Here is a 24,221-nt window from a genome sequence, read left to right on the forward strand (position 1 = left end):
ACCGATATCGGCAAAAGCAAGATTACCCCTATGATGCATCAGTGCCTTCCACTATGACGAAATCAGCATAAGCGTCAAAGCTACGCCAGAACCTACGCCAAGCGACACGTAAATTTTTCGCGATTAAGCTACAAAATTGCTGTCTGTTAAGCCTTCACTGTTGTCATTGTGGTAAATTTCGGTGTCATGGAAACTATTGAACTCTCCCCCGCCGTGCTCAGCTGGGCTGCTTCGCAGGCCGGAGAGGGACTGCATGAACTTGCGGTACGTGTTTCCAAGAAATCCGTCGACAAAATCACCGCAGGGAAATTGACTTACGCTCAGGTCCTTAAGTACGCCAAGCTTGCAGGCGTGCCTCTTGGTTTCTTGTTCCTGCCAGAACCTCCCGAGCAGAGGAAGCCTCCACTGGCGGACTTTCGGACCTTGCCCGATGCCCATCCTCTCAGTAAAGATTTTTTCGATACCTTCGATGATATTGAGTTTAAACATTCCTGGATACGTGAACGTTTGAAAGCAGAGGGTGCGGAACCTCTTGAATTCGTAGGCAAGTACGGAATCAATCGCCCGGCGCCAGAGGCACTCGCTACTGAAATCCGGACTCATCTGGATTTTAACGAAGCCGTCCTGCGGGACGTAAAAAATCCTGATCAGCTATTCTCTTTTTTGGTAGATCAATGTGAAAAGAACGGCTTATTCGTATTCAAAAACGGCGTCGTTGGAAATAATACCAGTCGCCCTCTGTCGATAGCGGAATTTCGTGGCTTTGCGATCGCGGATCCAGTTTGCCCAATTATTTTCATCAATGGTGCCGACGCAGCCGCCGCATGGGTATTCACCCTTGCGCATGAGTTGGCCCATATTTGGATCGGCGACTCCGGGATTTCGGACGCCGCCCCCACTACACACAATAAAACTGAGCGCTATTGCAATGCCGTTGCCGGGGAGTTCCTCGTTCCCAAAAAGCGCTTTCTCGCTGTTTGGGAAGAGCTGCCCGCCGAGTCTTCTGATGTACGGCTTGAGGTCGCTCGAAGGACATTTAAGGTAAGCAAGACCGTAGTCGCACGACGCGCCTATGACTTCGGCCTTATCAGCCATGAGGAGTACTTTGAAGTATATAACCTTGCGCGTAAAGCAGCGAAAGATAAGAAGAGCACTGGCGGAGATTTCTATAGATCTTTAGCAGTGAGGAACAGCAAGGCACTCTCGATGCAAATTTCTGGCCTAGCGGCTTCCGGCACTCTCAACTTAAGTGAGGCCGGGCGTCTGCTAAATACAACCCCAAATAATGTTTTGAAATTGCACGAGAAGCAGAATGCGATACCTATTTGACTCCGATGTACTGATCTCTTCAGCGCGGCTTCATTACCACCCAAACTACTGTGAGGCATTTTGGGAGTGGATTACGGCTGGCCATAAGGCTGGTCTGTTTTTTAGTATTGATAAAGTGAAAAATGAGTTGCTTGATGGCGACGGAGATCCATTGCACGCTTGGGCTGAATCCCCGGCTCTTAGTGGATTCTTTCAGAGTAGCCTTCCATCGTTGCCCGTATGGGCAAAACTAAGCCAAGAAGCGCACGATCCAGCGCGGAAGTTTATGATGGCAGCGAAGACAAAGTTTCTCAATGCAGATAAAGCTGATGCATGGTTGATCGCGCACGCGGCGCACAACAAGGACTTCACAATCATTACGAATGAAGCGTCAGCGCCCAATTCGATACGAGATATAAAACTTCCAGATGCGTCTGCATGGGTTAACGTACCGACCACTAAAATTCATCCAGTCCTGCATAAGTTTGCGAAGTCCAATTTCGCGTTCAAACCCTGAACCTTGCCGTTGAGGGCGGATCCGATATCGTAAGCTTGGGAAGCCGTATAAGGAATCGCTCAACCATGCGGGTGCAGCCACTGTTCTTGCTCCACAAAACGACGAGATAGGTGCGCCTAACAGCCACTATCCATCCGGGACCAATCGGATTTGTGGAGCAGTTCAAGCGCCGCTTCACCCATGGGATAATGCGCAGGCCCCCGCATCTGGAGCGCTCCCGTGTTCATCGAAAGACTGCAGCACCCCGTCATCGAGTACGACCTAACCGCTGACAAGCCGCCCACCCTGGTGCACTACTTTAGCGACCGGGCCGAGCCGCTCAAGACGGCGTTGCCGCTGCTGGTAGCGGGCGGCGATGAAGAGCACGTGCTGGTCGTGGCTTCGCCACTGGCTGAGATCGTAGACGGGGCCATCTGGCTGCACCGGTCCGACGAGTTTGCCGATATGGTCGTGGTCGACCAGCGGCAGCGCGCGATGTTCGCCGCGGTGCGGGCGGCGCTGCTGGAGGCTGTGGCGAAGATCGAAGGCATCCAGTATGCGAACCTGGACGACGAGGAATAGGACTAGCCCTCGGTTACCGCCGACCATTCCTGAATGTACGCCGGCCCGGCATCGCCTTGCGGTCGCTCCTCGCCCTTGAACAGCATCTTGGTGCCGTGCATGGTGGTCAGGCGCGCGTCGTACAGCACCGGCAGCAGTGGTTCGCCAGTCTGCGAATTAGAGGCGGTGACGCTCGCCACAATGGTGCCGCCCAGTCCGTAAACGCGCACCTCGCCCTCGACGTGCGTGGACCGGGCAACGTCCTGATTCGACAACCGCTTGCCGGCCTTGCGAAGGGGTTTAACTGGCTATCCGGAATAATCTGTGGAATCAGTTTCCGTCAAACTTCGAACGATTTGTGGGAACGGCTATTGCAGAGGTTGCAGACCACTAACATCTCCGGGTACTTCAGCGGCAGTGACTTGTCCTTTGGCAGGAAGTGCTCCAGAGAGAAAGTCTCAACCTCCGCCACGTAAAACAGTCCCTTGCAAAGGTCGCAACAACGCATAGTCTCCTGAGCAGCAGTAGGTTGAGCCGCTCGCTGAGCACGCAATTGGCGAGCCGACGGCTTCCGGTCATTGAACAGGATGCGGGCTCGAATGACTTCGAATGAGTAGCCACGCCCCATCCTATTGGCTACCTTCGCCACGCCATTGAGACTCTCGGTGTAGGCGTTGGTGATGGGGTGGTCGAAGTAGTTCAGAATCTCCTTGCGCCAGTTCTTCATTGCCCTGGTGAGCTCGTGGAAGTCCGCCTTCAGGCTAGCCGGCACATCGTTAGCGAAGCTGTCATAGTCCTTGATTGCCTCGGCCTTGGGCTTGTCATAGATGTCGAACAGCCGCTCTTTGAGACGGTAAGCAGCGGCCATGTCCGGCTCGTTGTCGAGCCACATGTCTAGGTTGAAGCGCTGCTTGTCGTTCAGGTCTCGGAGCCGCATCCGGATGAGGGCCTTGCTGCGTTTCCAAGCCAAATTGACCTTCTTGCCCTGCGCCTTGCCGAGCCTGATTCTGCTCCGTTCCACACAGGAGTTCGCCATTTTGACAACGTGGAACTTGTCAATGACAACCGGCAGGTTCGGAAACAATTCGGCAGCGACATCGCGGTATGGCGCCCACATGTCGATTGCCAGGCCCTTGACGTGGCTCCGGTCGCGGAACTGGCCAAACCACCTACGCAGCGTCGACTTGTCCCGGTCGGGCAGCATGTCGATTGGCTTCCTGGCCTTCACATCGGTAATGATGGCCCGCATCACCTTGTTCAGATGCGTCTCGTCCAGCCCAATCCACTCTGGCAGGTATGGACGATACCCATCGTCCTTGCCCTCGATGTATTCGTTGGCCACGTTGCGGACCGTCTTCTCATCGCAGCCAAGGTGCTCAGAGACGCGCTGGAAGGTGTCGCGCATGCTCTGCTGCTGAATGTACTCGAGGGCGCGTATCGTCATCCTGCGGGCCGCGTCAATGGCTTCCAGAGGCTGCAAGAAGGTGCCGCTACAGTCTCGGCACTTGTAGCGTCTTACCTTGGCCAGCAGGCGAACTGGCCGGCCCCACATCGGGCAATCGAGGTAAGTGGTATTCGTGAACCCGTGCTTGTACAGATTGCCAACGACCCCGCACTTCAGGCAGAAGTCGGGGTCGATGGTGTACTCCACATGCAGTTCAGTGCCAGCATCGTCCTGGCGTTTGTCGAGGCAACGCCAGTCAGGCAAGTCGAGGATGTCCGTCATGCAACTATTATCGCATCCCAGCTTACGCCCAGTCTTGTCTGGGTCATGAGCACCTCTCATCCGCGAACAGGTCGGGCCGGTCGGCGCGCAGCCTCTCCTCAATAATCCCTGGGAAAGCAAATAGAACGTCTTCGTCCATGGCCGGCTCATATAAAAGCGGGCCTAGGTAGAGAGGCTTAAACCCATCCAGGCACTTCCCGTAGACGTACTTCGGCTGAATCCAGTGCGGACCGAGGTAAACCGCCACTGCGTTAGGGCATCCTGACTGAGGCTCCGTGTACAGACCCCATATTCGGGCACTGTTCCGGCAAATTTCTTTGGCGAAATGCTCTGGCGTCTCAAAAACATAATCGCCTGGGCACCATTCCAAGCGATAGCCCAACAAGAGCCCGCGAGACTGCTTCATGCCAATCCAATATCAATTGCGGTGTGTGCGGACGGGCTCGGGAATGGCTGCCAGTGCGTCACCCACCCCTCGTCCAAGTAGACAATCTCATCGGAAGAATCGCCGTACTCAGCCCATCCAGGGGCGAACCAGCGCGCCGCTATCACGGTCTTGCCGTCTGTGGCCAGTACGTTCTCACCCTGCACCGGCGCGGCGTCCCATATGCCAAACCAGCCGGGCTCAGCTATTAGTCGACGCTCGGCAGCGGCTCGAAGGATGTCGACTTGCTTACGTGGCATGCCTTCCATGAATCCCAGCCGGTAGCCCTCCGTCTTGCGCAACTCGTCGTCGCTGTGAAGCGCCGGACTGAGTTCTTGCGGCGTGAAGCCCATCGTGGCGTCAATGGCTTTGTCGAAATCCTCGCCGCCGCCATAGCCGATGGCTTCGTAGATGACATTACCCCACGATTGCTGATTGCGCAGAAAGCGGTACCTCGCGGCATCGAGCTCGATGCTTGTCAGTGCATCATGGTCTTCAGCTAGAAGTTGAGCAAGGCGGTTCAGCCCCGCTTTCTCGTGTCCACTCATCGCATCCCCCAATTCCACAAATTAATCCGGAATTTGAGTATACTCCAAACTCATCCATTCCACAAACTAATCCGGAGAGCCGTTTAACTTTTGCGAGCATGGCGCGCAGTGTAGCACCGTTGAGCCGGCTCAAATCGTGCCGACCATGCACCGATATCCTACCGCGATGCATAAACGAACGGACCGCCTGACAGCCTTCTACCTCGACCTGGCCCTGAACTTCGCCGGGACACACGGCGTCGCCCCAGCGGCTCGCGCATTATTCGAGCAAGGTGTCTCGCTCGATCTCGCCAGGCGAGTGCTGCTCAAGCCGTCGAAGCGGCGTCTCGCTGCTCACGCGGTTGCTGACGGCGGGCCAGGTGTGCGGCCATTACCCGCCGGTAGTGTACCAGCGCCTGATCGCTGATCAGCTGGACAGTCCTCGCGCGCGTGTCATCTCCTCGGGTCGTTAGGATCAACGCTTCGCCAACCGAAGTGATGACGTGAAAATCCATGGCTATCCTGCTTTGCTGTACCGGCCGGCGCCGAACGCACGCACAGCCCAGTACATCGGTATCCGCCGCCAGGTCGGAACCCCGCACGCTTCCATCGCCTCCAGGAAGATGTCGTCTGCCACCTTGCGGGGAACAGTGCCGCAGCCGTAGAGCCAATCGTGTATTACCGCGGCGGCTTGGCCAATGCCAGCAAACAACCAGAACGCCAAGGGGATGCGCGGCACGCTGGCAAAGTCCGTTACGGTCCCGGCCGGCACGATCGTCATGCTGTCGTATTTCGCCGAGTAAAACGCCAGCAGCGCGACGAGCTGCCATCGAACAGCGTCGAGCTGCTCGACAGACAGCTTCGTGTGAAACTGCGCTGACGGTTTCATTTTTCCACTGCCTTCAGATCCGCTGCGAGGTTGTCGGTCTTGTAGCTGGCCTTCCATTCGAACTTCAGGTTGGCACAACCAGTGACGGTCAAAAGCACGGCGATAATCAGGATCTTCTTCACGGGGCTTCCAGGTTGTCGAAACGGGTCAGGTTGCGGCCGCGGATCACGGCCATGACCTTCTCGGCGTACTCGGGATCGGTGGCGTAGCCGGCGGCGGCAACAGCGCGCACCCAGCCCTCGCCGGTCTTCTCGGCCCAGCACTTGCTGTAGCGCGGGTTACGGCGGAAGAACTCCGCCCGGTCAAGCATGCAGGCCGACCAGGTCGGGTAGACACGCCACTTCGCCACCACCTTGATGGCCTTGCCGCGCACAACCTCAGTCGTCAGCATGTCGAGCGTCTCGCCCTTCCACGAGCGATCGGCCTTCACGCCAAATAGGTTGCGCGCCTGGCCAGCCAGCTTGGATGCGCCCCAGCCGGATTCGAGCGCAGCCTGCGCCAAGGTGAAGGAAGCTGGGATCCCGGTAATGCGCTGGCACTCGCGGGCCGCCGGCAACAGCAGGTCGAGGAATGCGGTAGGCGGCATCAGATCACCTCCCTTACTTCCTTGACGATATCGGCCAGATCAGCGTCCTTGCGCTTGTCCAGGAACTTGAACCAGGCACGCACGAGCCCCCATGCCGGGAGCCCGCAGGCAAACACAAGGGCCAGCATGGCTACCATGCCGAACACGTCGTTGACCCAGTGCTGGATGCCGAGGTAGCGCACGAGGCACGCACCACCGCCAATCGAGCCCACCAGAGTCGATACAAGGGCGACGCGCCATTCTTGGTCGGACTTCGGCTTCGTCATCGACATCACTACGAACGTCGCCAGGCCGGCACCCAAGGCTCCCATCCCTGCCAGGCCGCCAATAACCTTCCATCCAGCTACGCCTGCAGCTGTGCCTGAAAACGGTTCGCTCATTAATTTTTCTCTCATAGTCGTGACCTGCCCGGAAGTCCACAGTGTCCCGTTGATGCCGTCTCATTTCTAGGAAAGTTGAGACTGTTTAGATGGACGAAAAAAAGCCCGCTGGAGCGGGCTGAGTGGATGGCGGGCCGAGGTCAGGCGGCGAAGGATTCAGGCGGCGGCAAGTCGATCAGCGGCATTTCGGCCAGCAACTGTCCCACGGTCGGCTGCGCGCGCGCACCGGCCTTCACGGCCGCCAGCACCTCGTGGCACTTCGCATAGCACAGCGAGCGCCAGGCGCGCAGCGCTTGACCTTCTAACTGGAAGCGCTGCACTGCCGGCTCCTCGGCGTAGCTGATGGCAGTGAGGATGCTCATGTAGCCGTACGCACGGGCACCGGTGTCAATGTGCTGGTCGACCGCCTGTTCGTACATGGCGACGATCACCGCCTCGGGCAGCGCTGGTGATTCGGCCAGCAGTAGCTCCACGCCGTCGCGCGCCTCGTTGGCCCGGTATTTCACCCATTCAGCGTGCACCTCGGGGGTTACCTCGATCATGCAACCGATGTGCGATTCGTGCGGCGCCTGGATGTACGCGCCGGTCAGCGCGCCGGTCGCAGGGTCATAGGTAACGTAGGTGAGGTTTTCCATTACGCGACTTTCTCAAACATGATTTCGGTGTAGACCTCAATTGCACCTGCCATTCCGGTGTTATAGCCAAGGCTATACACGCCATTGTCACTGCCAGTGATATGCTGCACGGCGATCTGCTTCGTGCTTCCGATCGTGAACTGGCCACGCAGCAGAGACCTCGTTGATGTGGCCGCGCACGATTCATTGGTCCCATAATCGATCGTCGTGTTATCTGTTACGTTTTGCAGCCTGGCTTTATGCACGCCGACCTGGTGGGCTGGGGCTGACCCGGCGTATTTATACGTCCCGGCGGGCAGCGTGACGGCATCGCTTGAGAGGGAAGCTCCTGCGATCGTATTGACCTTGACGGCATTCAGAGTGCGAGCGATCCATTGACTCGTTGCCGCGTTCTGGCCGCCGGGAGTCCCCTGCGGCTTTTCGTCGCGCGCATGCAAAACCGCGTGCTGGTAGACGGGCCCCTGGGGGCCAACGTCACCCGTCCGGTCGAAGAACATCATGACCGCATCGCCTGCGATGAACGGGCTGCTCGAGCTCCCAGCGCCGGAGTTCAAGGTCAGCGTGAAGTATCCCGTCGAATTGGCGACCGCTGTGACGTTGAACGTCATGAATTTGGTCACGTCGCCCATCTTCACGAGCCGCAACCGCCCTTTCGTAGGATTGGTAGATTGGCCGAGGCTGGTCAGCAGCCCCGACACGTCACCGAGCACACCAGCTACCGCGTCCAGGTACAGGGCGGTGGCCAAGTTTTGCGCCGTGTTGTTGAGGCGCAGCTTCCCGCTACCAGGGTCGGCCGCCTCCGTGGCGCCATCGACCACGTACGGCAGTGCGTAGGCCCCGCCAGCGGCGATCGTATTCAGGCCGACAGCGAGCGCGTTCATGGCGGCCGTCTCGGCGTTGACCTGGGCGCCCCAGACCGTCAGGTCGGTCAACACCTGCGCCCAGCGTGCGTCAAACGTCGCCTGATCCTGCGACTGGTTCGGCATCTGGGCCAGGTCCATTAGTTTTGTAATTGTCACGAAAGCACCCCTTCAATTTGCAAAGCCATCTTCGATCGAGGGTAGGACTCGATCACCTTCTTGAAACTGCTGTACCGCCCGACGATGATCGTATCGGGACGATGGGCTGCGCCAATCCAGACCGCCGTCTTCTGCCGCCAGCCGATCAGCTGGTCCTCGACCTGCTCAATGTTTGCGGTATCGACGGTGACGTCGAGAGTCATCAGCTTTCGGTAGCCCCGCTCGATTGTGGAGCTGCTACCGTCGACGTTGAACGCAGTGGTTGAGTAGTCCTTGATTTCAGTCGACAGGCCCATCAGGGTCAGTCCGGCCTCGACAGTCGGGCCAATCATGCACATGCCGCATTTGGCGATCCCGCCCGGGCGCCGGATTGAGATCGTCACTACGCCGTTGAAGTAGATCGGCAACATGAGGGTAAGGAACAAGGTCTTGCGCTTGATCCTGTTAAAACCCCAGCGAAAAAAGCTGCTGCCGGACGATGACACGATCATGTTTCTGGTTTCGCTGTAGACCACCCCGACGTTAGGGACGGTGACCGATATTCCAACTTCGCTCGCGTCGACGTTCCCCAAGAGCAGCCCCTGGGCGATCGCGCGCGGCGACAGCACGACGATGATCTCCTCCGCTGTCGATGTCTGCGTATTGTTACGGTCGTCGAACATCGCGCGCCGGTTGGTGGCTCCCCTGTTGAGCCACTTCGACGCATCCGTGAGCGCGGCAGTGTTGCCATCGGCCAGCGACTCATAGACGATGTGCGCGGCGCTCCTGACCCTCGCCCCCTTGGCATAGCTGCCAGCTGTCCACAGGGGCTCAGTGTCGGCGACATTCGAATAGAGCAGGCCGGCGGCACTGCCGATAATATCGTCCGCCCCAATGATCATGTACGGCGCCTTGCTAAGTTCGGCCGGGTCATACGTCACTGCCGGGACACCAGCAGGAACCTGCACCGATGCGCCCGTCCGGTCGAATACCCACTTTGGCGATGCACGCGAGAAGGCCACATCGCCGATCGTCACAGGGTCAACAACAATCATGCTGGAATCACTTTCGTAGCGAGTGGGACATTGCCGTTGACTGCGGCGTCCAGGTGGTCGGACGTGTTCATCGTATTTCTTGCGATCGCGTACAGCGCAGCGTTCGCTTCCTTCAACTCACCGCGCATGGCCATGTTCTCAGCGATGAGGCGCTCCACTGCAGCGGCCAGCGCTGTGCTGTTCTCTTGCGGTGTGGACAACCTGCGCATGAATTGCTCGTGGCTCACGATCCGGCTCGGGCCTGTGAACTCCACTTCAGGACCGACCTCGCCCACTACCCGCACTCCTCCGGCGAAGTCGCCACCATTGGCAAAGCCAGGCACGGAGTCCAGCTTCTTCTCCTTACTGCCGGCAATCGCTAGCGCGATCTCGGAGAGCGGAACGCCGCTGTTAGCCTTGTCCGTCCAGAAGCTAAGCCCTGTCCCGTCGGCAGCGCGGCCGAGGGTGGACTGGTACAGTTCCGCGATTTTTGCCTCTGGCGAATTCTTGATCGCATCCAAGATCTCCGACTGCGACACGCCCTGGGCGGCCTTGTCCTGCCAGAACTGCAGGCCGGCGGCATCCGGCGTCCGGCCCAGCGCCGACTGGTATGTGCTGGAGATGGCCGCCGTCGACGCCACGATCGGGTTGGACCGCGCCGCGCCCATAGCCAGGGCGAGCGCCTCGACCGCCTGCCGCACCGTGAGGATCGATGTATCAATGCCCTTGAGAACATCGATCTCCTGCTGGGCGGTTTCGAGGATTTCATCCAGTTGATCGGCTTCAGCTTCCAGCGCCTTCAGTGCCTGCTCTTCCACACTGAGGGTGGCGTCGGTCAGGCCGGCCAACTCTGCGATGTCGTTCTGCGTGGTGTAGAAGTCGCGTAGGAAATCCTCTTGCGTGGCGTACAGCGCCGACGCATCCTGCCCCAGCACCGACAGTGCTTTTTTGAGGCCGTCTGCTTCGGGGAGTGCACCGGCGCGGGCCATTACCAACGCGGTCTTGATCTGCGCCTGAGCCTCCTCACGCCGCTCGCGTTCCCGTCCCGGCTCGACCATCGAGTCAAGCGCGCCGCGCAGCGTCGTCGCCAGCGTCAAGTGCTTGTTCACCAAGTCGGTCTGCGTCGTGATCTGAGTCTGGATCAGATTCTTGTCCCGCTGCACCACCCGCTGCAATGCGGAGAAAGCGCTGTCGACGTTGCCGAGTAGGGTTGCAGCACTCAACTTGACGCGCTCGGCTGCTGCGGCAGCGGCCTGCAAATCCCAAAGCCTCAGGGTTGCGGTACGGAGGGCAGGATCAAGTGCGGCAATTGCAGCGACCTGCTGCTGCGCCAACACCGCAGCGGCACCAGCCTTATCGCCAAGGATGTCGTAGATCTGGGCCTGGATGGCAAGCAGCGCGTTCGAACTTTGCAGCGCGGCCGCCTCATCCTCTATAGCGTAGATTCGCTCTTTCAGCGGGTGTAGGATTTCGTTGATGCCCGCCAGCTCGATCGCGCGATTGGCAGCCAGCTCGCCCGCCTTATCGCCCAAAAGGCCCATGATCTGAATTTCCATAGCGCGCGCATCCTGGGCGAGCAGCGTCGCCTGGATCTCGTCGTACAGCGCCTTGTTCCGCTCGTTGATCTTGGCGCCCGCCTTGGTCGCCAGCTGGGTTGACGTCAGGGTCAACTCGTCCAACCGCTCCTGCAGCTCGGCCCGTTCCTCGAACATCGCGGCGTCAACGTCGGCAATCTGCTTGAACGCCGGCGCGATCTGCATCAGCGTCGCGTAGGCCTGGGCCCCTGCGGCAGTCGTCAGGTCGAGCCCGGTCACGACTTTACGGAACTGCTTGAGTGAATCCTCGGCGCCCGTCTCAATCCCGTACTGGTCGAGCGTCGGCTTGAGGCGGCCGCGCAAGGCGTTCACCTGCTCCTCGTCGGTGTAGAAGTTTGCCAGGAAGCTCTCAGCCGCAGACGCGAACTCCTGCATCCCGCCGGACAACGACAGCAGGCGCTCGCGCGCCTCGACCGATTCGAAGCCCACTGCGCTGAAGGTCATGCCAAGAGACTCTGACACCACGGCCACTGTCTGGTAGCCGGTGGCAACCCGGGTCAGTGTCTCGAGGTAGCCCTCGCCCACCTGCTGGAACCGCTCCAGTCCGGCCGCGCCAAAGCGCGCCAGGTCGTCGCCCACCTTAGAGAAGACCGCCTCTAGCTCCTTCTGGATCTCGTCGTCCTTCTTCCCCTTCAGGCTGATCTTGCCGATATCGACCTCGAAGCCATCGAGCTTGCTGGCGAATTCGTCCCCACTCAGACCCACCATCTGGCCGGCTTCGTGCACGGTGGTGTACAGCGATGTCAGCACCTGCTGGATCTGGCGGATGCCGTCGGCGTCAAGGGGGGTGCTCTGGGTATTGGTCTTGTCGCTGCGGAACCAGCCTCCGTCAGTCTTCACGTCGGCATACTGCAGTGCCTTGAGGTGGCCAGTCAGCACTTCGCCATAGGCCACCTTGTCCATGGTAAAGCCGGAATCCTCAACGGTCTGCTTTCCGCCGAAGACCTTGCCCAGCGCCTTGCCGATGAAGGTCTTACCGATGACGGCGCCCAGCACCGAACCGAGGGCCATGCCTAATGGACCGCCCAGCAGCGCGCCGATATAGCTGGTGCCCATACCGACGTACGCTCCGGCAGCAGCGCCGATGACTGCGCCGCCCGCAGCACCACCGATACCGATGGCCTTCGAGTCGAAGACATCCTTCGTCAGGCCGCTGCCATAGTTGCCGGTAATGCCCGAGGTTTGTACCATCAGCGCCGCGAAGCTGCCGATGTTGCTCTCGATGTTGCGCAGCGCGGACAGCATGTCGTTGCTTATGCTCAGCCCCTGGAAGCTGGCGTCCTCGATCATCTCCAGCGAGCGCGAGATCGATTCGGACTTTGCGGTGGGGTTGCCCAGCACCGAGCCGGTGCCCTGAGTCTCTTGCCGTTGCTGTGATACAGGCTTGCCCCCGCCGGAGACGCCGCCAATCGCCACGCCCAGGCCTGCGACAACTGCAGCCATCGCCGCCATGCGCCCAAAGGCAGTGTACGGGTCGCCGCTGCCCTGGCTCAGCACGGCGGAGATTCCCTTGGGCACCAGTTCGGCTAGCGTCATCGCCAGCTCGGCGGCGTGGAATACCTGTGACACCGCCATCAGCGCCTGGTAGCCCTTGCTCTGCTCGCCGAAGAATCCGGCAGCGGCACTGGCCATGTCGCCGTAGCCCGAAAGGCGACTCTTGGTCTCCATCTCGTTGAGGCGCGACACGTTCTGCAGGTATGTTTGTTCGCTGTGCAAGCCACTGCGGTATGCCTCGGCCGCCTGCTCGCGACGTTTGTCAAATTCAGCCTGGCGGCGCGCGAATCCATCCAGGTTACCGGTCAGCTTCGAAATGGCGGTGCCTGCACTGCCGAAAGACTCGCGTAGTGCCTCGCCAAACGACTGAGCCCGGGAAGGATCGAGGAAGTTGCTCAGCTCCTCAGCTGCCTTCTTAGCTGACTCGCCCGCGCTGATCGTCGTGAGCGCGGTCACATTGCGCCTTTTCGCCGCAATGAGCTTTTCGAGATCTGCAATCTCACCGGCGACATTCTCTTTGCCAGCTTTCTGGGCCAGCTCACCCTCAAGTCGAGCGAGCGTCAACTTCTCGACTTCGACCCTGGTCAACCCGAACGTCCGCGCCAGCTCCTCGTTCTTCAAGGCTTCATTGGAGGCATCTTCGATCGTCTGCGCCGTCAAGGCGCCATGCGCCTTGCGGATCTCTTCCCAATCCAGAATGGTCTCGTCGGCGTATTTTTTCGCTTCTTCAGCGGCCTTAGCCTGGTCGTCAATCCATTTCTTGGCGGCCGGCTGTTTGGAAATTAACTCGGTGACAAGCTCAACGTACCTCTCGTCGGACATGTTGGCCGACACGCGCAGCTTCTGCAGCTGCTCCAGCTTTTCCATATAGTCGGAGGTGACGCCAGACAGTTCCGCCAGCAAGGCTGCGTCTTTGCGCGCGCCAGCGGTAGCTGCCTCAGACGCGTCACTGCCTCCGCTGTACTTGAGCGGATCCTTTTTCCCATCGTTCGGGGAGATGCCATTGAGGCCCGCAGCCGCGGCCAAGCTTTTGTTGCCACGATCGGCAATGCGCTTGAGCGTCGCCTGCTCAACTAAGTTGGCAGGTTTGTTCCACAGGTCTTCAAGCTTCCGGTTTGATTCGGCCACGACCTTGTTGCGCTCGTCCAGGGCCTTGCGGATATCGGCGACCGGATTTCCGCCCTGGACGAACTTCGCCGCAACCTTGAACGGGTTCGAATTTTCGGCCGCAACTTGCAGCAGGCCCACATCTGCACCTACGGCCTTGACGCTACCCCATACGGTCGATAGCACTTTCGGGACCAGAAGGGCAACATCAACCACCCGCGCAAGCCCCACGGCAAGGTCATCCGCCCACTGAACACCTTCGCCCGATGTCATTCCCTTCTCGGCATTTGCGACGTCTAGGAGGCCGCCTGCGAGGTCGCTGATCGCAGGAAGCATGGCTTCCGCAACCGAAGTGTAAAGGTCGTCAGTGCGAACGCGCAGGAACCCCATCTGGTCCTGCAGTGCGGCCGCACGCTGGGCCGAGACCGTTGAGGTAGCGGAGAACTTGTCGAAGTGTTCCGACAGGTCGTTCATGTACGGCAAGAGGTCAGCTCCCGACTTGCCGAAGAGATCATTCATCAGGGCGGCCTTGCCTGCCCCGTCCTCGTATCCCTGCAGCTTGTCGGCCACGTCACGCATGACCGACGCTGAATCGCGCAGCTTGCCATCTCCGTCGCGTGCCGATACGCCGATAGCGGCGAGCGCTCGACCGGTCTTGCTGCCCTTCTCATCGACACCCGCCATGCCCTTCGCCAGTTTGGAGAGGGCAGAATCAACGGTGCTCATGTCCACGCCGAAGGCTCGCGCCACCTTCTGCAATACCGAAAGGCTTTCGACACTGGAGCCGGTCTTCTGCGCCATTTCATCGAGATCAGCCAAGCGGTCAACCGCGTCTTTGACGCCCGTAACCAGGGTGGCCAGTGAGAAGCCCGCTACTGCAAACTGCGCAAAGTCTCCAACGGTGGTCTGCAGGCTGGTGAACCTGCCCCCGACGTCCGATATCTGGTCGCTGACGCGTCGAAGCGACGCGTCATTGACACGGCGCAGGGCATCGGAAACGCTTTCAAGATCCCGGCGCGACGCGTCCGCGCCATCCACACCCATGGTGATGGTTGCTGAGCCTTGCCGGGGGGTGAATGCCATTTCGACTTGTTCCTTGAGTTATCGCTTCTTGCGGGCCCACTCTTCGAGGGTGACCTGTTCCATCGCTTGGATCTGTTCAAACACCTGGATACTTTTCTTGCGGCCCAAACCTTTTAGACGCAAGCATGCTTCGACACCTTCGTATGCCAGGCCGGTCGCGCCGCCCATGCTGGCGGTGTTCCACTGCGTCTGTATCGATAGCCAGAGCTTGAAAGGCTCATCGTTTTCCGGCCAGAGCCAGTACTCGTCCTGGTCGATCTTTACGCTTTCAACGGCACGTAGACCAAATGCCGCCAGCGCTTTATTGACATGATCTTCGGGCGGCGGCTCGTCGCCGCCTTGGAACCGAAGCTGGCCACGCGCCAGCAGGCGCGCAGCCCCGGTCAGTTTTTTACGACTGCACCGCTATCACGGAGGTAGGACTGGAAGCAGACCATACCCATGCCGGCGTCCTGGTTGAGCATGCTGTCAAAGTTTTCGGGGGTGAACGGCAGCGGCGCACCTGACACGTCTTGCATGTCGTCCCAGCCGTCGGTGTTCTCTTTCAGGAAGTCCTTGATCGTCTTGCCATCCTTGCCACCGACGACCTTGTTGATCTCTTCCTGAGTCTTCCGTTTGCAGTGCAGATGGAAATCGAACTCGACGGGACTGCCGTCTTCGTCCTTGAGTTCGCCCTTGACGTGGACCTTGATTTTGTTGCGTACGATGAGACGGTGTGCCATGTGTTTGTGTGTTTTAAGAGGTGAGAAAAACCGCCGCCCGTTACAGGGCGACGATCAGCCATTCGTCGTTGCCGTTGACCGGCACCAGGCGCAGATCGAAGCCGATCATGCGCTTTCCGTTCAGCTCGGACTTACGTGGGTTGATCAGCTGTGCGGCCCGGACGAAGACGATGATCTTGTTGCCGGCCGCAGTGCCGATGGTGAAGCCGAGGCTCTGGGTCTCGTTTGCCTTCACCTTCGCCATGAAGGCGACTTCCTGTTCCGCAGTCAGCTCCAGTTCGAGGGTGGCGGTCGATTCGCGGTCGCTGATGTCGACGGTCTCGGTGCTGAGCATCGGGGTGAAGTTCACCACGTTGCCGAAGTTCAGTTCCAGGCCCGTGCTCGAATGCAGTTCGCCGCCAGTCAGCGCGCCGGCCGCGTAGGTTGCACCGAAGGTGATGTCGATGACATTCGCCTTCGTCATGGCCACCGGTTTTTTCCACGGCGTGTAGACAGGAACCGCGTTCGACACGGCTGCGACACCGCCATCCAGGCCGGTCCATTCAAAGCGCAGCACGGGGCGGTCGCCCACCTTTGCCGAGAGGGTGCAGTTGCCCATCGAGCCCAGCAGCTTGTGCACGACGCCGTCGTCGTAGTAGTACTGGGTCAGGCTTTTCAGGCCGGTCGACATCGGCACGTACTCGACACGCGCGGGGCTTGCCAGGGTGCCTTCCGCAACGGCACAGCCCAACAGCAGTTGGCCCCAGGAAGGCGCGGTGCCGGCAGTGCCCGAGCCGGCGAGCTCGACGGTATAGGACAGCTTCACGTTGGCCGGGCCAACCAGCTGCTCGCTGCCACCGAAGTAGCCGCGGATGAGCGGGCGGGAGATGTTCTGGGCTTCCAGCGGGGTGATGCTCACGTCGGAGATCAGGACCGCATTTGCGGCGCCCGTGGGCGCGGCGTCCTGGCCAGTAACGGTTTCGGCTTTGGCAGTAACCACCGTGTTCTTGATGAGGCGCGACATGCTTACTCCTGTGCGGTTGCCGGGGTGCCGGCGGGTTCGTTACCTGCCGCAGCGACTGGGGCTGCGGCAGGGGCTTCGGTAGGTACGGGGTAGGTGGAAACCCATTCCCAGGTCGCTTCGTCGAAGCGGAAGGTGCCACCGCCAGGCATCGGCGGAATGTCGCGCGCAGCGGGCGCGCCGCTCTGGTTCTTTTGGATGTTCATGCTCAGCTCAGGGTGAGGTTATCGGTGCGGTGGGAGGCGAGATACGTCATGCGCACCCATCCAGTTTTCTTGCCTTCGACCGTGTTTTCTGCTTCGATTCCAGCGATCACCAGGTCATCGACCAGGCCGCCCAGCGACGGGTCTGCCGCCAGCCGTTCGTAGACCCGCTGCAGCAACGGGTCTACAACTACGTCACCAGTCGCTCCAACGGCAGCACTACGCGCGAAGCATTCAACCGTGATGCGGGTCTGCCAGTCGATTGGTGCGCCGGTGATCGTGGCCAGCTGGGGCAAGCCCTGCTCCCACTGAACGCTGACGGCTTCGTTGTCCTGGTCAGGCATCTCGACGGCGCGGGCGCGGTAGATCGCCTTGGTCGGGCAGACCGGCGGATTCGCTGCGAGCGCCGCGATGACGCCGCTGACGACCTTGGAGAAGGCGGTGCTCATTGCACACACTCCACGGTCAGCAGCGTCAAGCCAGTGCCATCGGGCGCTGTGGCGACAATGGCGTACGGGACGCCTGCGATTTCGATCAGCTGGTCGACCGGATCAGCCATCACCGCACTTGAGGCGACGGCAACTGTCGGGCTGGTGTCTGCTGCGCCGTGGCCAAGCTGCGCAACACTCGAAGGCTTCCGGAAGATGCCCGGCACCGTGGCGCCCGCGATCGCCACCTGGACATTAGCTAGATGGTTCAACACGGCCGCGTTGGCGGTAGCTTCGAGGTGGGCGAAGATCATGGCCGCGGCGTGCTTAGCGGGCGACGCCGTCGAGCAGAACGCGGGCGGTCGTGTCGCCGTTGGCCTTGGCCTCGGTGACGCAGCCGACCAGCGTGTTGTTGGTCGCGGTGGTGGTCAGCTTGCGGGCGGTGTTATCCCAGTAGATCTTGGCGCCCTGCGCAGCGGTGTCTGCGGTGACGGCCGACACGTCGAACACGTCCTTGCGCACGACTTCGACCGCCGCGCCCTGCGCCGCGGTGTGAGCGGCGATGCCGAACAGCGCGCCGACCAGCACGCCCTGCCCGCTGGTCACAGCGTACGGTGCGATCACGCTAATGGTGTCGCCCTTCTGGATATAGTTTTTCATCGGTTCTGGTTCCTATCGTTCGTGGGGACGTGGGTAGCTGCGATTACGCGCCTGCGCCCTTGTACAGGCCGCGGTGGTCGACGGCCTTGGCAGCGAAGTCGAGGCGGCACTTCCAGGTGACGCCGTCAACTTCGAAGCCGTTCTGGCTGTCGATGACCGGGCCTTCGGCGCCGTCCAGGTAGCAGTACTCGACGGTATCGACCTGGCTGTTGTTGCTAGCCAGGTACCATTCCTTCTGGCTGGCTTCGGTCTTGTCGAGGATCGGTTCAACGATTGGCTCAATCGCGGTACGGCCGCCGCTGCGGAATTCGTTCACATCGCTCTGCTTCGCAGGGACGTAGTTCGCACTGGTCAGCTGGTACGCGTCCTGCTCGAGCGACGCCGGCACGATCAGGAAATTCGGCGCCAGGTTCAGCTCCTCTTTCTGGAGACCCTGCTGCAGGCGCATCGCGGTGCGGCCCGCTTTCAGCGCGGCCAGCTGCAGCGCAGAACCCGCGCCGGTGCCCAGGTTCTTGTGGTCGGCGTGGAACAGCTCTTTGCCGTCGCCCATCATCGGGTTGCCCATCAGCTGGCTGTACACCAGGCGGTTTTCCAGACGGCTGGAACTTGCACCGAATGCCGACACCAGGCGCTCGAACGCGCGCAGGTCGTCATTGACGATGGCTTGGCGGGTCAGCGAAACCATGCGACCGAAGGTGACCAGCGCGTAGGACGTGCCGGCGTCGGCCATGGTGCCGTACTTGAATTCGCCGTGTTCGTTGGTCTGCAGCAGTTCCGGGGCGCCCGACAGCTGTACGATGTTGATGTTCTTGAAATCGGGAGCGTTTGGCGCGCGTCGGGCCCACTGGGTGTAGGTCCCGGCGTTTTCCGCATAGGAGTCGCGCAGGCGCTTGCTCGCCACGTTGGCAAACAGGGCGGCGAAGTCGCTGGTGCCGTGCATGCCCGAGCGGAAGTGCAGCATCTGCTGCGCCAGTTGCATGCGCTCCATCCCGCGGGTGTTCACGCCCTGCGATTCCAGGAAGTCGCGGCCGATCTCCAGCAGGCTCATACCGCGGAACTGGCGCCCGTTGTCGGTCAGCTTCGTGCCGGCGTGGATGCGGTGCATCATCGCTTCTTCGATGCCAGCCATGCGGGTCTGCTGCTCGTCGCTGACGGTCAGGATGCGCACGTTGTTGTGGCCGCCGCGGGCTGCGTCGTTGCGGGCCAGCTCTTCCAGAACGGCGGCGCGCGCCTGGTCGACCGAATTGCCGCTGCGGATCAGGCCGGCGGCGAGGTTGGTGACGCCGTGGCGAACGCACAGTTCGGTGATGTCGGCGGAGCGGGCGGCGGCTTCGTTGGCGGCGCGGGCGGCGGCGTCGTCGGCGGCTGGCGCGGCAGCCGGGGCTGCTGGTGCGGGCGCAGCGGCCGAAGCCGGAGCGGGTGCAGCAGCCGAACGGGCGGCGTCGATAGGCGCAGGGTTCTGGGCGCCCGACTGGGTAGCAGTGGTCATGTTGTCTTCCTGGTTGGATGGAGCGGAATGGGCGGGCGCCCGGGTGATGAATTCGCAGGGGTGGCCAGCGGGCGGCGCGCTGCGCGTACTGGACTCGGCATCGAACGGAATGCCGACAAAGCTGATTTCGTGCGGCGTCCAGGAGATGGCGCGATACAGTGGCATCGTGCCGCCGTCGGCGCGATCGATGGCGCGGGTAATTTCGTACTTGTTGACGACGTAGCCGACGGAGATCGAGCGGATGATGCCGCCCTTGATATCGGCGACGATGTCAGCGATGTCAGCGCGCTTGGACAGGCGGATCGTGGCACGGCCTTCGCCATTCTCGATGCTGCCACGGATTGCAACGCCGAGAATCGCACCGACGCCACCGTAGGTGCGATGGCTATCGAAGACCTGGATCACGCCGGCGTTGAAGCGGGTCATGTCAACTGCTTCGGGCGTGACTACCAGCTCCTCTTCATATTGCGTATCGGTCCAGTAGTCATAGCGACGGCCACGTGCGCCGGTGGTCCAGACCACATCGACAGTGTTGTCATCGTCGTTGAAGGACGCCGGGACCAGCTCAGCCGAGCGGCTGAGCATTGGCAAATTCCGTGGATCGGTCGCGGTCCGGCTCTGGTTAGTCGCAGTGGTAGGCGTGGTCATGCAGCCCATTCTGCTCATTGCACTGTCTCAATTCTCGGAAAACTGAGACAGATTTTCAGGAGGACTATTCCTCCGGGTCGACAGCGCGATACAGCCCGTTTTCCAAAATTAAGTTTTTGGACGGATAGCTGGCAACAGGCCTCGACGCAATGGCTGGGGAGGCGGCATGTTCGACATCAATTCCCTCAACGGCGTCGCGAGCCAGCTGCTCGCGCACCGCAGGCAGATCGTAGACATTGATCATCAGTTGTCCACCCTGTTGAACCACATGGTGCGGTCGAATCGTTCGCCATTCGCACACCTTACGCGGGCGGTCCAGTAGTTCTCGGCGTTTTCCGCCAGGTCTAAACCACCAAGTTTGATCACGACGAACTCCCCCTGTATCTGCTCCGGGATGAGCACCTCGACACCTTCTACGATGGACTCAATCGAGACTGCAGCGGTACCTCGGTCGGTAAGCTCCTTCGTGATGTTCGCCACGTAGAAACTCTCTTCATCAGGGTCCTTATCGACCCACCACCTACCATTCTTAAAATATGGCACCGGTGCGTTTGTCATTGAATCCTCCTTATATGGCCCGGTGAATGGGGTGTCAAAATTGACGACCCGGGAGCCGCCACCGAAAACGACCACACGCGATTTGGGTACTGCAGAAGCATCGATCAAGCTTCCGGAATTGTTCAGAACCTGGTAGCTAAGCGTCAGGTCTGCCGAAACAAGAGCTAGCGGATCGATAGCGTACGAAATTGCCAAATCCGCTGAAACAAGCGTCACCGGATCGATCGCATACGACAGCGCGAGGTCGGCCGAGACCAGCGTGACGCCAGTGACAATCGTTGCCGTCGCGCTGCCCTGATCGACACCTGCACGCACCTTGCGAAATCCGAACGACGTCGACGCGCCTGCATAGGTGAAGCTCGTGTCCTCGTTGAAGAACCCGCCTGCTGGAGGCGTGCCAGTGATCGGGAACCACAGTTCTTCGTTCAGGTCGGCCGGGTCCACGCTTGGATAGCCGTAGCCCGGGCCATTCGCTCCAGCACTCGGGATCGTCGAGCCGAGCACGCCAAGCCCGCGGAAGCCGAAGTGATAGCCGGCAGCGTGCAACGGTGCGTCGAAGCGATAGCTCATATCAGGTGGCCGTAATCAATTCGGCTCCGATGACGGTGCCGGCAGAGTTGATGGTGATGTGCGCGTACTTGGTTCCCGGCACGATCAGTGCGTCGGTGACCGAGTTGAAGCCGCCTGCGTCGGTGGTCTCGCTGGCGAACGACTTCACGAAGGCGCCCGAAGGAACTGCCAAGACGGACACGTTGAGGCCGGTGAGGTTCGCCAGCACCTGGCCCGTGCCGTTCTTGAAGTCCTGCGTGGTCAGCGTGCCAGCCACCGGCGCCGCCGACATCGTCACGCTAAACGCATTCGAATCCACGGTCTGCGACGCCGTGTCGGTCGCCCGCACCTTGAGGCCCGTCGTGGTCGAGGTGCCCACGGTGCCGCTGATTGCCCCGGTGGTCGGGTTGATCGTCAAGCCAGAAGGCCAAGCCGTACCGCCGGGGCTCGCGCTGTAGGTCAGGGCGTCGGTATCTGCAAACGCGCTGGCTACGGTCACGGGCGTGATTGCGGCGCCCCCGGTGCCGGTGATGTTTGCGATGTTGCCCGTGAAGGTCGGCGCGGCGTTCGATGCAGTCGGCGTGAAGCTGGCCGAGCTGACCACGTTGGAGCCGTTCCCGGATGGGTCTTTCTGGTAGAACCAGTTTTTCACAGGGACACCGGTTGTCAGACTCGTGCGCGTCGGCCACGATTGCACGCCTGTCGCGGTGATGCTCTTGGACGTGCCGGATGCCTCGATGGTCGGACCGTCTGGATCACTTGCCGATGCCGCCAGGGTCAAGCACCAAGCCGTGCCTGCGCCCTCGTTTGTCGAGACCGAAGCGGTGCCGGTGGTTGCGCCAGAAGAAGTGCCAGTCGGGCTGGATAGGACGGGGGCAAGGGTATCAGCAGCCATGTCGTCCACGATAATGTCATCCGACGACGCGGCGGCGGAAGTGGTGCCGGTATGGCTGCTGAACCCAGGATAGCCTGCCGCCGCAATCGGACTGGCATCGGTCAGCGTGAACGTTGGCGTGGCTGGGCGGCTTCCCGTGGACTTCCACATGTAAACGCTAATCACTCCGCCGACGATGCGCGCCGCAATGTAGACAAGATCGTTGGTGGCGACGGCAAATGGCGCGCCCGTCATGGCTGTGGAGAATCCACCGGCGCCGAATCGCAGCGTGTGCGCCTGCAAGTTACCGCCTGAGTAAATGAAGTCGATGCGGTATCCGATGGACACATCTGCATTCGCGCGCAGCCAGAGGTAGTTCATGCTGACATCACCACCAGCAATATAGACCTTATGGCTATGCTGGATTTCCATGTTCGCTAGCGCACCAGCAGCGGTGTACAGGGAATTCTTTCCGTCTTCTGCCTGCGTGAAAGTTGCACGGGTGCCTGAAACGGGACGGCCACCGCCTGCGGCATCCTGCACGATGAATGCACCAGAGAGCGCAACCCAACCTGCGGGGGTACTGCCGAGGGTGACGGCATCAAGATTGCTATTGTAGATTTGCGCCATTTATGCCGTCCTCAAGAAGTAAATGTTGTCCGCCGCTTTCGGCAGACAGATGATGCATTTCAGTGCCGGAATGTAGTGAATTCGACCGTTCAGGCCGGAGCCGCCGGCAGGTGAGGCAGGCAGAGTGCCAGCGCCGGCCAGGATCGACATATCCCACACGCCGCCAGAATTCGGGGTGATGACGTAGACCCGCCCCGCAGCCGAGCCAACTCCCGAATACCACAGGAATCGGTCGTTATCTGGGTCGTAGGCCATGCCCGCATATGGCGACTTGTCGGCCAGGAATTGGGTGTAGGCTGCGCTGGCGTTGAATGTGACATGGGTTTGCACGCCTGCTGCTGTCAGCTTCGTGCACACCATCGAATCGACACCGCCGCCCTGCCCATCGCCCCATTGCAGGTTAAAGACGATCTCACGACTAGGGTCATAGACTTGAGGGAAGCGCGAGTAGGTCGTTACCCAGTTCGTCAGGCCCGTGTCGCCGTAAGTGTTGGTGATCGGATCGTAATACGCGCCGCCGCGCAGCCAAATACGTCCGTTCTTGCCCCGCGCCGTTCCATAGCTTCCACGGTCTGCCGGGATATTCGCCCACGTTCCGGCTGCGTCCCACTGGTTCGTGGCAGGATTGAAACCGTCCACGGTCAAGCCCGAATAGGCATTCGGCTCGGTGCCGAAAAATCCATGAATCATCAGGCGATTGCGCTCTGGAACCCAGAAGCCGCCGACATAGGTATGACGCGAACAGGGAAGCCCGTCGGGGTAATAAGCGGAATCGGCGGCGAAGGAAGTCGATGAAGCTTTGCGCAATACCCAGGAAGGCGCGTCGTTCAATAGCGGGAGACTGACGACACGGTTATCGTAGGTCGCGCCATGGCCGCCAGCGAGCATGATGAATAGTTCGCTCGTATCCTGTTTGACAGCAATCCCGGAGAAGGCATCAATGGCTGCGGTTCCTGCGCCGCTGGTATTGGGGATTTGCCCCCACACACCGATCTGCGCGCCTTCCATCCATGCAGGAGACCCTTCTGGCAGTTCCCCACCCCCCCCACCAGGCGCATCCATGCCGCCATAGATGGGCGACGCCCCACTATATGTGACGTTCCTCGCCGTCATTTAGCCAGCCTCGCACTCAACGCGAATGCTGGCGGTGTCCGTGGTCGCGGCCGGCGCGCCACCGCTCACGACGCGCCGCAGCCACACAGCGCGGTGCTGGCCAGGCGGGATATTCCCGAGCGCCAGGCCGGATGCCTTGGTCGCGGAGATCGTGAAGGTCACGCCCGAGGGTGCGGTGTTCTCGTTCGCGACGGTTTGCTCGGTGCCGTTGATTGCGCTGGTGCCCAGGCCAACGTTGATGTCGGTCGAGCCGCTTGGCGTGTTCGCAGTCAGCCACAGCACGGCGTTCGCCATCGCGGTGGTCGTGCTGGCGTTGTGCACGTAGATGCAGCGGTATTCCGTGTCGCCGGCCACTGCCTCGGCACCAGAAACGGAATCGAACAGGGAGGCCGATGCTGGCTGCGACGATTTCGCGCCGCCAAGCGATGCGATCGCAGAGGTATTCCCAGCGCCGCCAGACAGGCGGTATTTGATGTCGGCGGAGGTAACGGCCATGTTCTGTCC

The 24,221-nt window shown here is 60.5% G+C and carries 27 protein-coding genes; 3 read left to right on the forward strand and 24 right to left on the reverse strand.

All coding sequences use genetic code 11. The features are described from left to right. Positions 1-186 precede the first annotated feature (186 nt). From BM031_RS22555 to BM031_RS22565, 3 genes are all read left to right on the forward strand, one after another. A complete protein-coding gene (locus BM031_RS22555; RefSeq protein ID WP_091876800.1) occupies positions 187-1,329 on the forward strand; it encodes an ImmA/IrrE family metallo-endopeptidase in 1,143 nt (380 codons plus the stop codon). Beyond that, entirely contained in the window at positions 1,313-1,825 is a 513-nt protein-coding gene (locus BM031_RS22560) for a DUF4411 family protein (RefSeq protein WP_091876802.1), read from the forward strand. Before BM031_RS22555 ends, BM031_RS22560 begins: the two co-directional genes overlap by 17 nt. A 219-nt stretch (positions 1,826-2,044) precedes the next feature. Further along, positions 2,045-2,386: a hypothetical protein gene (locus BM031_RS22565; protein ID WP_091876804.1), complete on the forward strand. Its 342-nt coding sequence runs from the start codon at positions 2,045-2,047 to the stop codon at positions 2,384-2,386. Between the two features lie 2 nt (positions 2,387-2,388). On the opposite strand, the gene BM031_RS22570 is transcribed toward BM031_RS22565, so the two are convergent. The 24 genes from BM031_RS22570 to BM031_RS22685 form a co-directional block, all read right to left on the reverse strand. Further along, the gene (locus BM031_RS22570) at positions 2,389-2,640 is read right to left on the reverse strand and encodes a hypothetical protein (RefSeq protein ID WP_091876806.1); all 252 of its coding nucleotides are present in this window, start codon (positions 2,638-2,640) and stop codon (positions 2,389-2,391) included. 65 nt (positions 2,641-2,705) lie between these two features. Further along, complete coding sequence (locus BM031_RS22575) at positions 2,706-4,091, reverse strand: ISL3 family transposase (protein ID WP_177207865.1); 1,386 nt, start codon at positions 4,089-4,091, stop codon at positions 2,706-2,708. A gap of 402 nt (positions 4,092-4,493) precedes the next feature. Next, positions 4,494-5,081 carry a DUF551 domain-containing protein gene (locus tag BM031_RS22580; RefSeq protein ID WP_091876812.1) on the reverse strand — a complete coding sequence of 196 codons (588 nt, stop codon included), beginning with the start codon at positions 5,079-5,081 and terminating at the stop codon, positions 4,494-4,496. A gap of 478 nt (positions 5,082-5,559) precedes the next feature. Then, the gene (locus BM031_RS22590) at positions 5,560-5,931 is read right to left on the reverse strand and encodes a DUF1353 domain-containing protein (RefSeq protein WP_177207866.1); all 372 of its coding nucleotides are present in this window, start codon (positions 5,929-5,931) and stop codon (positions 5,560-5,562) included. Continuing rightward, positions 5,928-6,053 (reverse strand): hypothetical protein, encoded by a 126-nt coding sequence (locus BM031_RS26275; RefSeq protein WP_267873336.1) that lies wholly within the window; start codon positions 6,051-6,053, stop codon positions 5,928-5,930. Before BM031_RS26275 ends, BM031_RS22590 begins: the two co-directional genes overlap by 4 nt. Next, positions 6,050-6,517 (reverse strand): glycoside hydrolase family 73 protein, encoded by a 468-nt coding sequence (locus BM031_RS22595; RefSeq protein ID WP_091876818.1) that lies wholly within the window; start codon positions 6,515-6,517, stop codon positions 6,050-6,052. Before BM031_RS22595 ends, BM031_RS26275 begins: the two co-directional genes overlap by 4 nt. Beyond that, positions 6,517-6,897, reverse strand: a complete 381-nt coding sequence (locus BM031_RS22600; protein ID WP_091876820.1) for a hypothetical protein — start codon at positions 6,895-6,897, stop codon at positions 6,517-6,519. Before BM031_RS22600 ends, BM031_RS22595 begins: the two co-directional genes overlap by 1 nt. 140 nt (positions 6,898-7,037) lie before the next feature. Then, on the reverse strand, positions 7,038-7,532 hold the full coding sequence (locus tag BM031_RS22605) for a hypothetical protein (RefSeq protein WP_091876822.1): 495 nt from the start codon (positions 7,530-7,532) through the stop codon (positions 7,038-7,040). Further along, positions 7,532-8,533, reverse strand: a complete 1,002-nt coding sequence (locus tag BM031_RS22610) for a hypothetical protein (RefSeq protein ID WP_091876824.1) — start codon at positions 8,531-8,533, stop codon at positions 7,532-7,534. Before BM031_RS22610 ends, BM031_RS22605 begins: the two co-directional genes overlap by 1 nt. A gap of 14 nt (positions 8,534-8,547) precedes the next feature. Then, positions 8,548-9,585 (reverse strand): hypothetical protein, encoded by a 1,038-nt coding sequence (locus tag BM031_RS22615; RefSeq protein ID WP_091876827.1) that lies wholly within the window; start codon positions 9,583-9,585, stop codon positions 8,548-8,550. Then, positions 9,582-14,843: a DUF4214 domain-containing protein gene (locus tag BM031_RS22620; protein WP_091876828.1), complete on the reverse strand. Its 5,262-nt coding sequence runs from the start codon at positions 14,841-14,843 to the stop codon at positions 9,582-9,584. Before BM031_RS22620 ends, BM031_RS22615 begins: the two co-directional genes overlap by 4 nt. Before the next feature lie 18 nt (positions 14,844-14,861). Continuing rightward, positions 14,862-15,230 carry a DUF1799 domain-containing protein gene (locus tag BM031_RS26155; RefSeq protein ID WP_091876829.1) on the reverse strand — a complete coding sequence of 123 codons (369 nt, stop codon included), beginning with the start codon at positions 15,228-15,230 and terminating at the stop codon, positions 14,862-14,864. Further along, the gene (locus BM031_RS22630) at positions 15,227-15,565 is read right to left on the reverse strand and encodes a hypothetical protein (protein WP_091876831.1); all 339 of its coding nucleotides are present in this window, start codon (positions 15,563-15,565) and stop codon (positions 15,227-15,229) included. Before BM031_RS22630 ends, BM031_RS26155 begins: the two co-directional genes overlap by 4 nt. Before the next feature lie 40 nt (positions 15,566-15,605). Continuing rightward, positions 15,606-16,568, reverse strand: a complete 963-nt coding sequence (locus tag BM031_RS22635; RefSeq protein ID WP_091876833.1) for a phage tail tube protein — start codon at positions 16,566-16,568, stop codon at positions 15,606-15,608. Between the two features lie 2 nt (positions 16,569-16,570). Further along, on the reverse strand, positions 16,571-16,771 hold the full coding sequence (locus BM031_RS22640) for a hypothetical protein (RefSeq protein WP_091876835.1): 201 nt from the start codon (positions 16,769-16,771) through the stop codon (positions 16,571-16,573). A gap of 2 nt (positions 16,772-16,773) precedes the next feature. Further along, complete coding sequence (locus tag BM031_RS22645; RefSeq protein ID WP_091876836.1) at positions 16,774-17,217, reverse strand: hypothetical protein; 444 nt, start codon at positions 17,215-17,217, stop codon at positions 16,774-16,776. Beyond that, positions 17,214-17,510 carry a head-tail joining protein gene (locus BM031_RS22650; protein ID WP_091876838.1) on the reverse strand — a complete coding sequence of 99 codons (297 nt, stop codon included), beginning with the start codon at positions 17,508-17,510 and terminating at the stop codon, positions 17,214-17,216. Before BM031_RS22650 ends, BM031_RS22645 begins: the two co-directional genes overlap by 4 nt. 13 nt (positions 17,511-17,523) lie before the next feature. Beyond that, positions 17,524-17,856, reverse strand: coding sequence for a DUF2190 family protein (locus BM031_RS22655; protein ID WP_091876840.1), 333 nt, complete (start codon positions 17,854-17,856; stop codon positions 17,524-17,526). Between the two features lie 43 nt (positions 17,857-17,899). Then, positions 17,900-19,930, reverse strand: a complete 2,031-nt coding sequence (locus BM031_RS22660; protein WP_229409153.1) for a prohead protease/major capsid protein fusion protein — start codon at positions 19,928-19,930, stop codon at positions 17,900-17,902. 127 nt (positions 19,931-20,057) lie between these two features. Next, complete coding sequence (locus BM031_RS22665) at positions 20,058-20,237, reverse strand: hypothetical protein (protein WP_091876842.1); 180 nt, start codon at positions 20,235-20,237, stop codon at positions 20,058-20,060. Then, complete coding sequence (locus BM031_RS22670; protein WP_091876844.1) at positions 20,237-21,121, reverse strand: hypothetical protein; 885 nt, start codon at positions 21,119-21,121, stop codon at positions 20,237-20,239. Before BM031_RS22670 ends, BM031_RS22665 begins: the two co-directional genes overlap by 1 nt. Position 21,122: 1 nt before the next feature. Beyond that, a complete protein-coding gene (locus tag BM031_RS22675) occupies positions 21,123-22,604 on the reverse strand; it encodes a putative Ig domain-containing protein (RefSeq protein WP_091876846.1) in 1,482 nt (493 codons plus the stop codon). Then, positions 22,605-23,612, reverse strand: coding sequence for a hypothetical protein (locus tag BM031_RS22680; RefSeq protein ID WP_091876848.1), 1,008 nt, complete (start codon positions 23,610-23,612; stop codon positions 22,605-22,607). 105 nt (positions 23,613-23,717) lie between these two features. Continuing rightward, positions 23,718-24,212, reverse strand: a complete 495-nt coding sequence (locus BM031_RS22685; protein WP_091876849.1) for a hypothetical protein — start codon at positions 24,210-24,212, stop codon at positions 23,718-23,720. Between the last annotated feature and the right edge of the window lie 9 nt (positions 24,213-24,221).

Source organism: Massilia yuzhufengensis (assembly GCF_900112225.1).
Classification (GTDB): domain Bacteria; phylum Pseudomonadota; class Gammaproteobacteria; order Burkholderiales; family Burkholderiaceae_D; genus Telluria; species Telluria yuzhufengensis.

What these genes read in the sequence shown, in the direction of transcription:
- BM031_RS22575 (WP_177207865.1), bottom strand. Translation starts at nt 4,091, where the DNA reads ATGACGGACATCCTCGACTTGCCTGACTGGCGTTGCCTCGACAAACGC.
- BM031_RS22685 (WP_091876849.1), bottom strand. Translation starts at nt 24,212, where the DNA reads ATGGCCGTTACCTCCGCCGACATCAAATACCGCCTGTCTGGCGGCGCT.
- BM031_RS22590 (WP_177207866.1), bottom strand. Translation starts at nt 5,931, where the DNA reads ATGAAACCGTCAGCGCAGTTTCACACGAAGCTGTCTGTCGAGCAGCTC.
- BM031_RS22610 (WP_091876824.1), bottom strand. Translation starts at nt 8,533, where the DNA reads ATGGACCTGGCCCAGATGCCGAACCAGTCGCAGGATCAGGCGACGTTT.
- BM031_RS22555 (WP_091876800.1), top strand. Translation starts at nt 187, where the DNA reads ATGGAAACTATTGAACTCTCCCCCGCCGTGCTCAGCTGGGCTGCTTCG.
- BM031_RS22630 (WP_091876831.1), bottom strand. Translation starts at nt 15,565, where the DNA reads ATGGCACACCGTCTCATCGTACGCAACAAAATCAAGGTCCACGTCAAG.
- BM031_RS22560 (WP_091876802.1), top strand. Translation starts at nt 1,313, where the DNA reads ATGCGATACCTATTTGACTCCGATGTACTGATCTCTTCAGCGCGGCTT.
- BM031_RS22645 (WP_091876836.1), bottom strand. Translation starts at nt 17,217, where the DNA reads ATGAGCACCGCCTTCTCCAAGGTCGTCAGCGGCGTCATCGCGGCGCTC.
- BM031_RS22665 (WP_091876842.1), bottom strand. Translation starts at nt 20,237, where the DNA reads ATGATCAATGTCTACGATCTGCCTGCGGTGCGCGAGCAGCTGGCTCGC.
- BM031_RS22640 (WP_091876835.1), bottom strand. Translation starts at nt 16,771, where the DNA reads ATGAACATCCAAAAGAACCAGAGCGGCGCGCCCGCTGCGCGCGACATT.
- BM031_RS22680 (WP_091876848.1), bottom strand. Translation starts at nt 23,612, where the DNA reads ATGGAAGGCGCGCAGATCGGTGTGTGGGGGCAAATCCCCAATACCAGC.
- BM031_RS22605 (WP_091876822.1), bottom strand. Translation starts at nt 7,532, where the DNA reads ATGGAAAACCTCACCTACGTTACCTATGACCCTGCGACCGGCGCGCTG.
- BM031_RS22660 (WP_229409153.1), bottom strand. Translation starts at nt 19,930, where the DNA reads ATGCTCAGCCGCTCGGCTGAGCTGGTCCCGGCGTCCTTCAACGACGAT.
- BM031_RS22655 (WP_091876840.1), bottom strand. Translation starts at nt 17,856, where the DNA reads ATGAAAAACTATATCCAGAAGGGCGACACCATTAGCGTGATCGCACCG.
- BM031_RS22600 (WP_091876820.1), bottom strand. Translation starts at nt 6,897, where the DNA reads ATGAGCGAACCGTTTTCAGGCACAGCTGCAGGCGTAGCTGGATGGAAG.
- BM031_RS22615 (WP_091876827.1), bottom strand. Translation starts at nt 9,585, where the DNA reads ATGATTGTTGTTGACCCTGTGACGATCGGCGATGTGGCCTTCTCGCGT.
- BM031_RS22635 (WP_091876833.1), bottom strand. Translation starts at nt 16,568, where the DNA reads ATGTCGCGCCTCATCAAGAACACGGTGGTTACTGCCAAAGCCGAAACC.
- BM031_RS22620 (WP_091876828.1), bottom strand. Translation starts at nt 14,843, where the DNA reads ATGGCATTCACCCCCCGGCAAGGCTCAGCAACCATCACCATGGGTGTG.
- BM031_RS22650 (WP_091876838.1), bottom strand. Translation starts at nt 17,510, where the DNA reads ATGATCTTCGCCCACCTCGAAGCTACCGCCAACGCGGCCGTGTTGAAC.
- BM031_RS22670 (WP_091876844.1), bottom strand. Translation starts at nt 21,121, where the DNA reads ATGAGCTATCGCTTCGACGCACCGTTGCACGCTGCCGGCTATCACTTC.
- BM031_RS22675 (WP_091876846.1), bottom strand. Translation starts at nt 22,604, where the DNA reads ATGGCGCAAATCTACAATAGCAATCTTGATGCCGTCACCCTCGGCAGT.
- BM031_RS22595 (WP_091876818.1), bottom strand. Translation starts at nt 6,517, where the DNA reads ATGCCGCCTACCGCATTCCTCGACCTGCTGTTGCCGGCGGCCCGCGAG.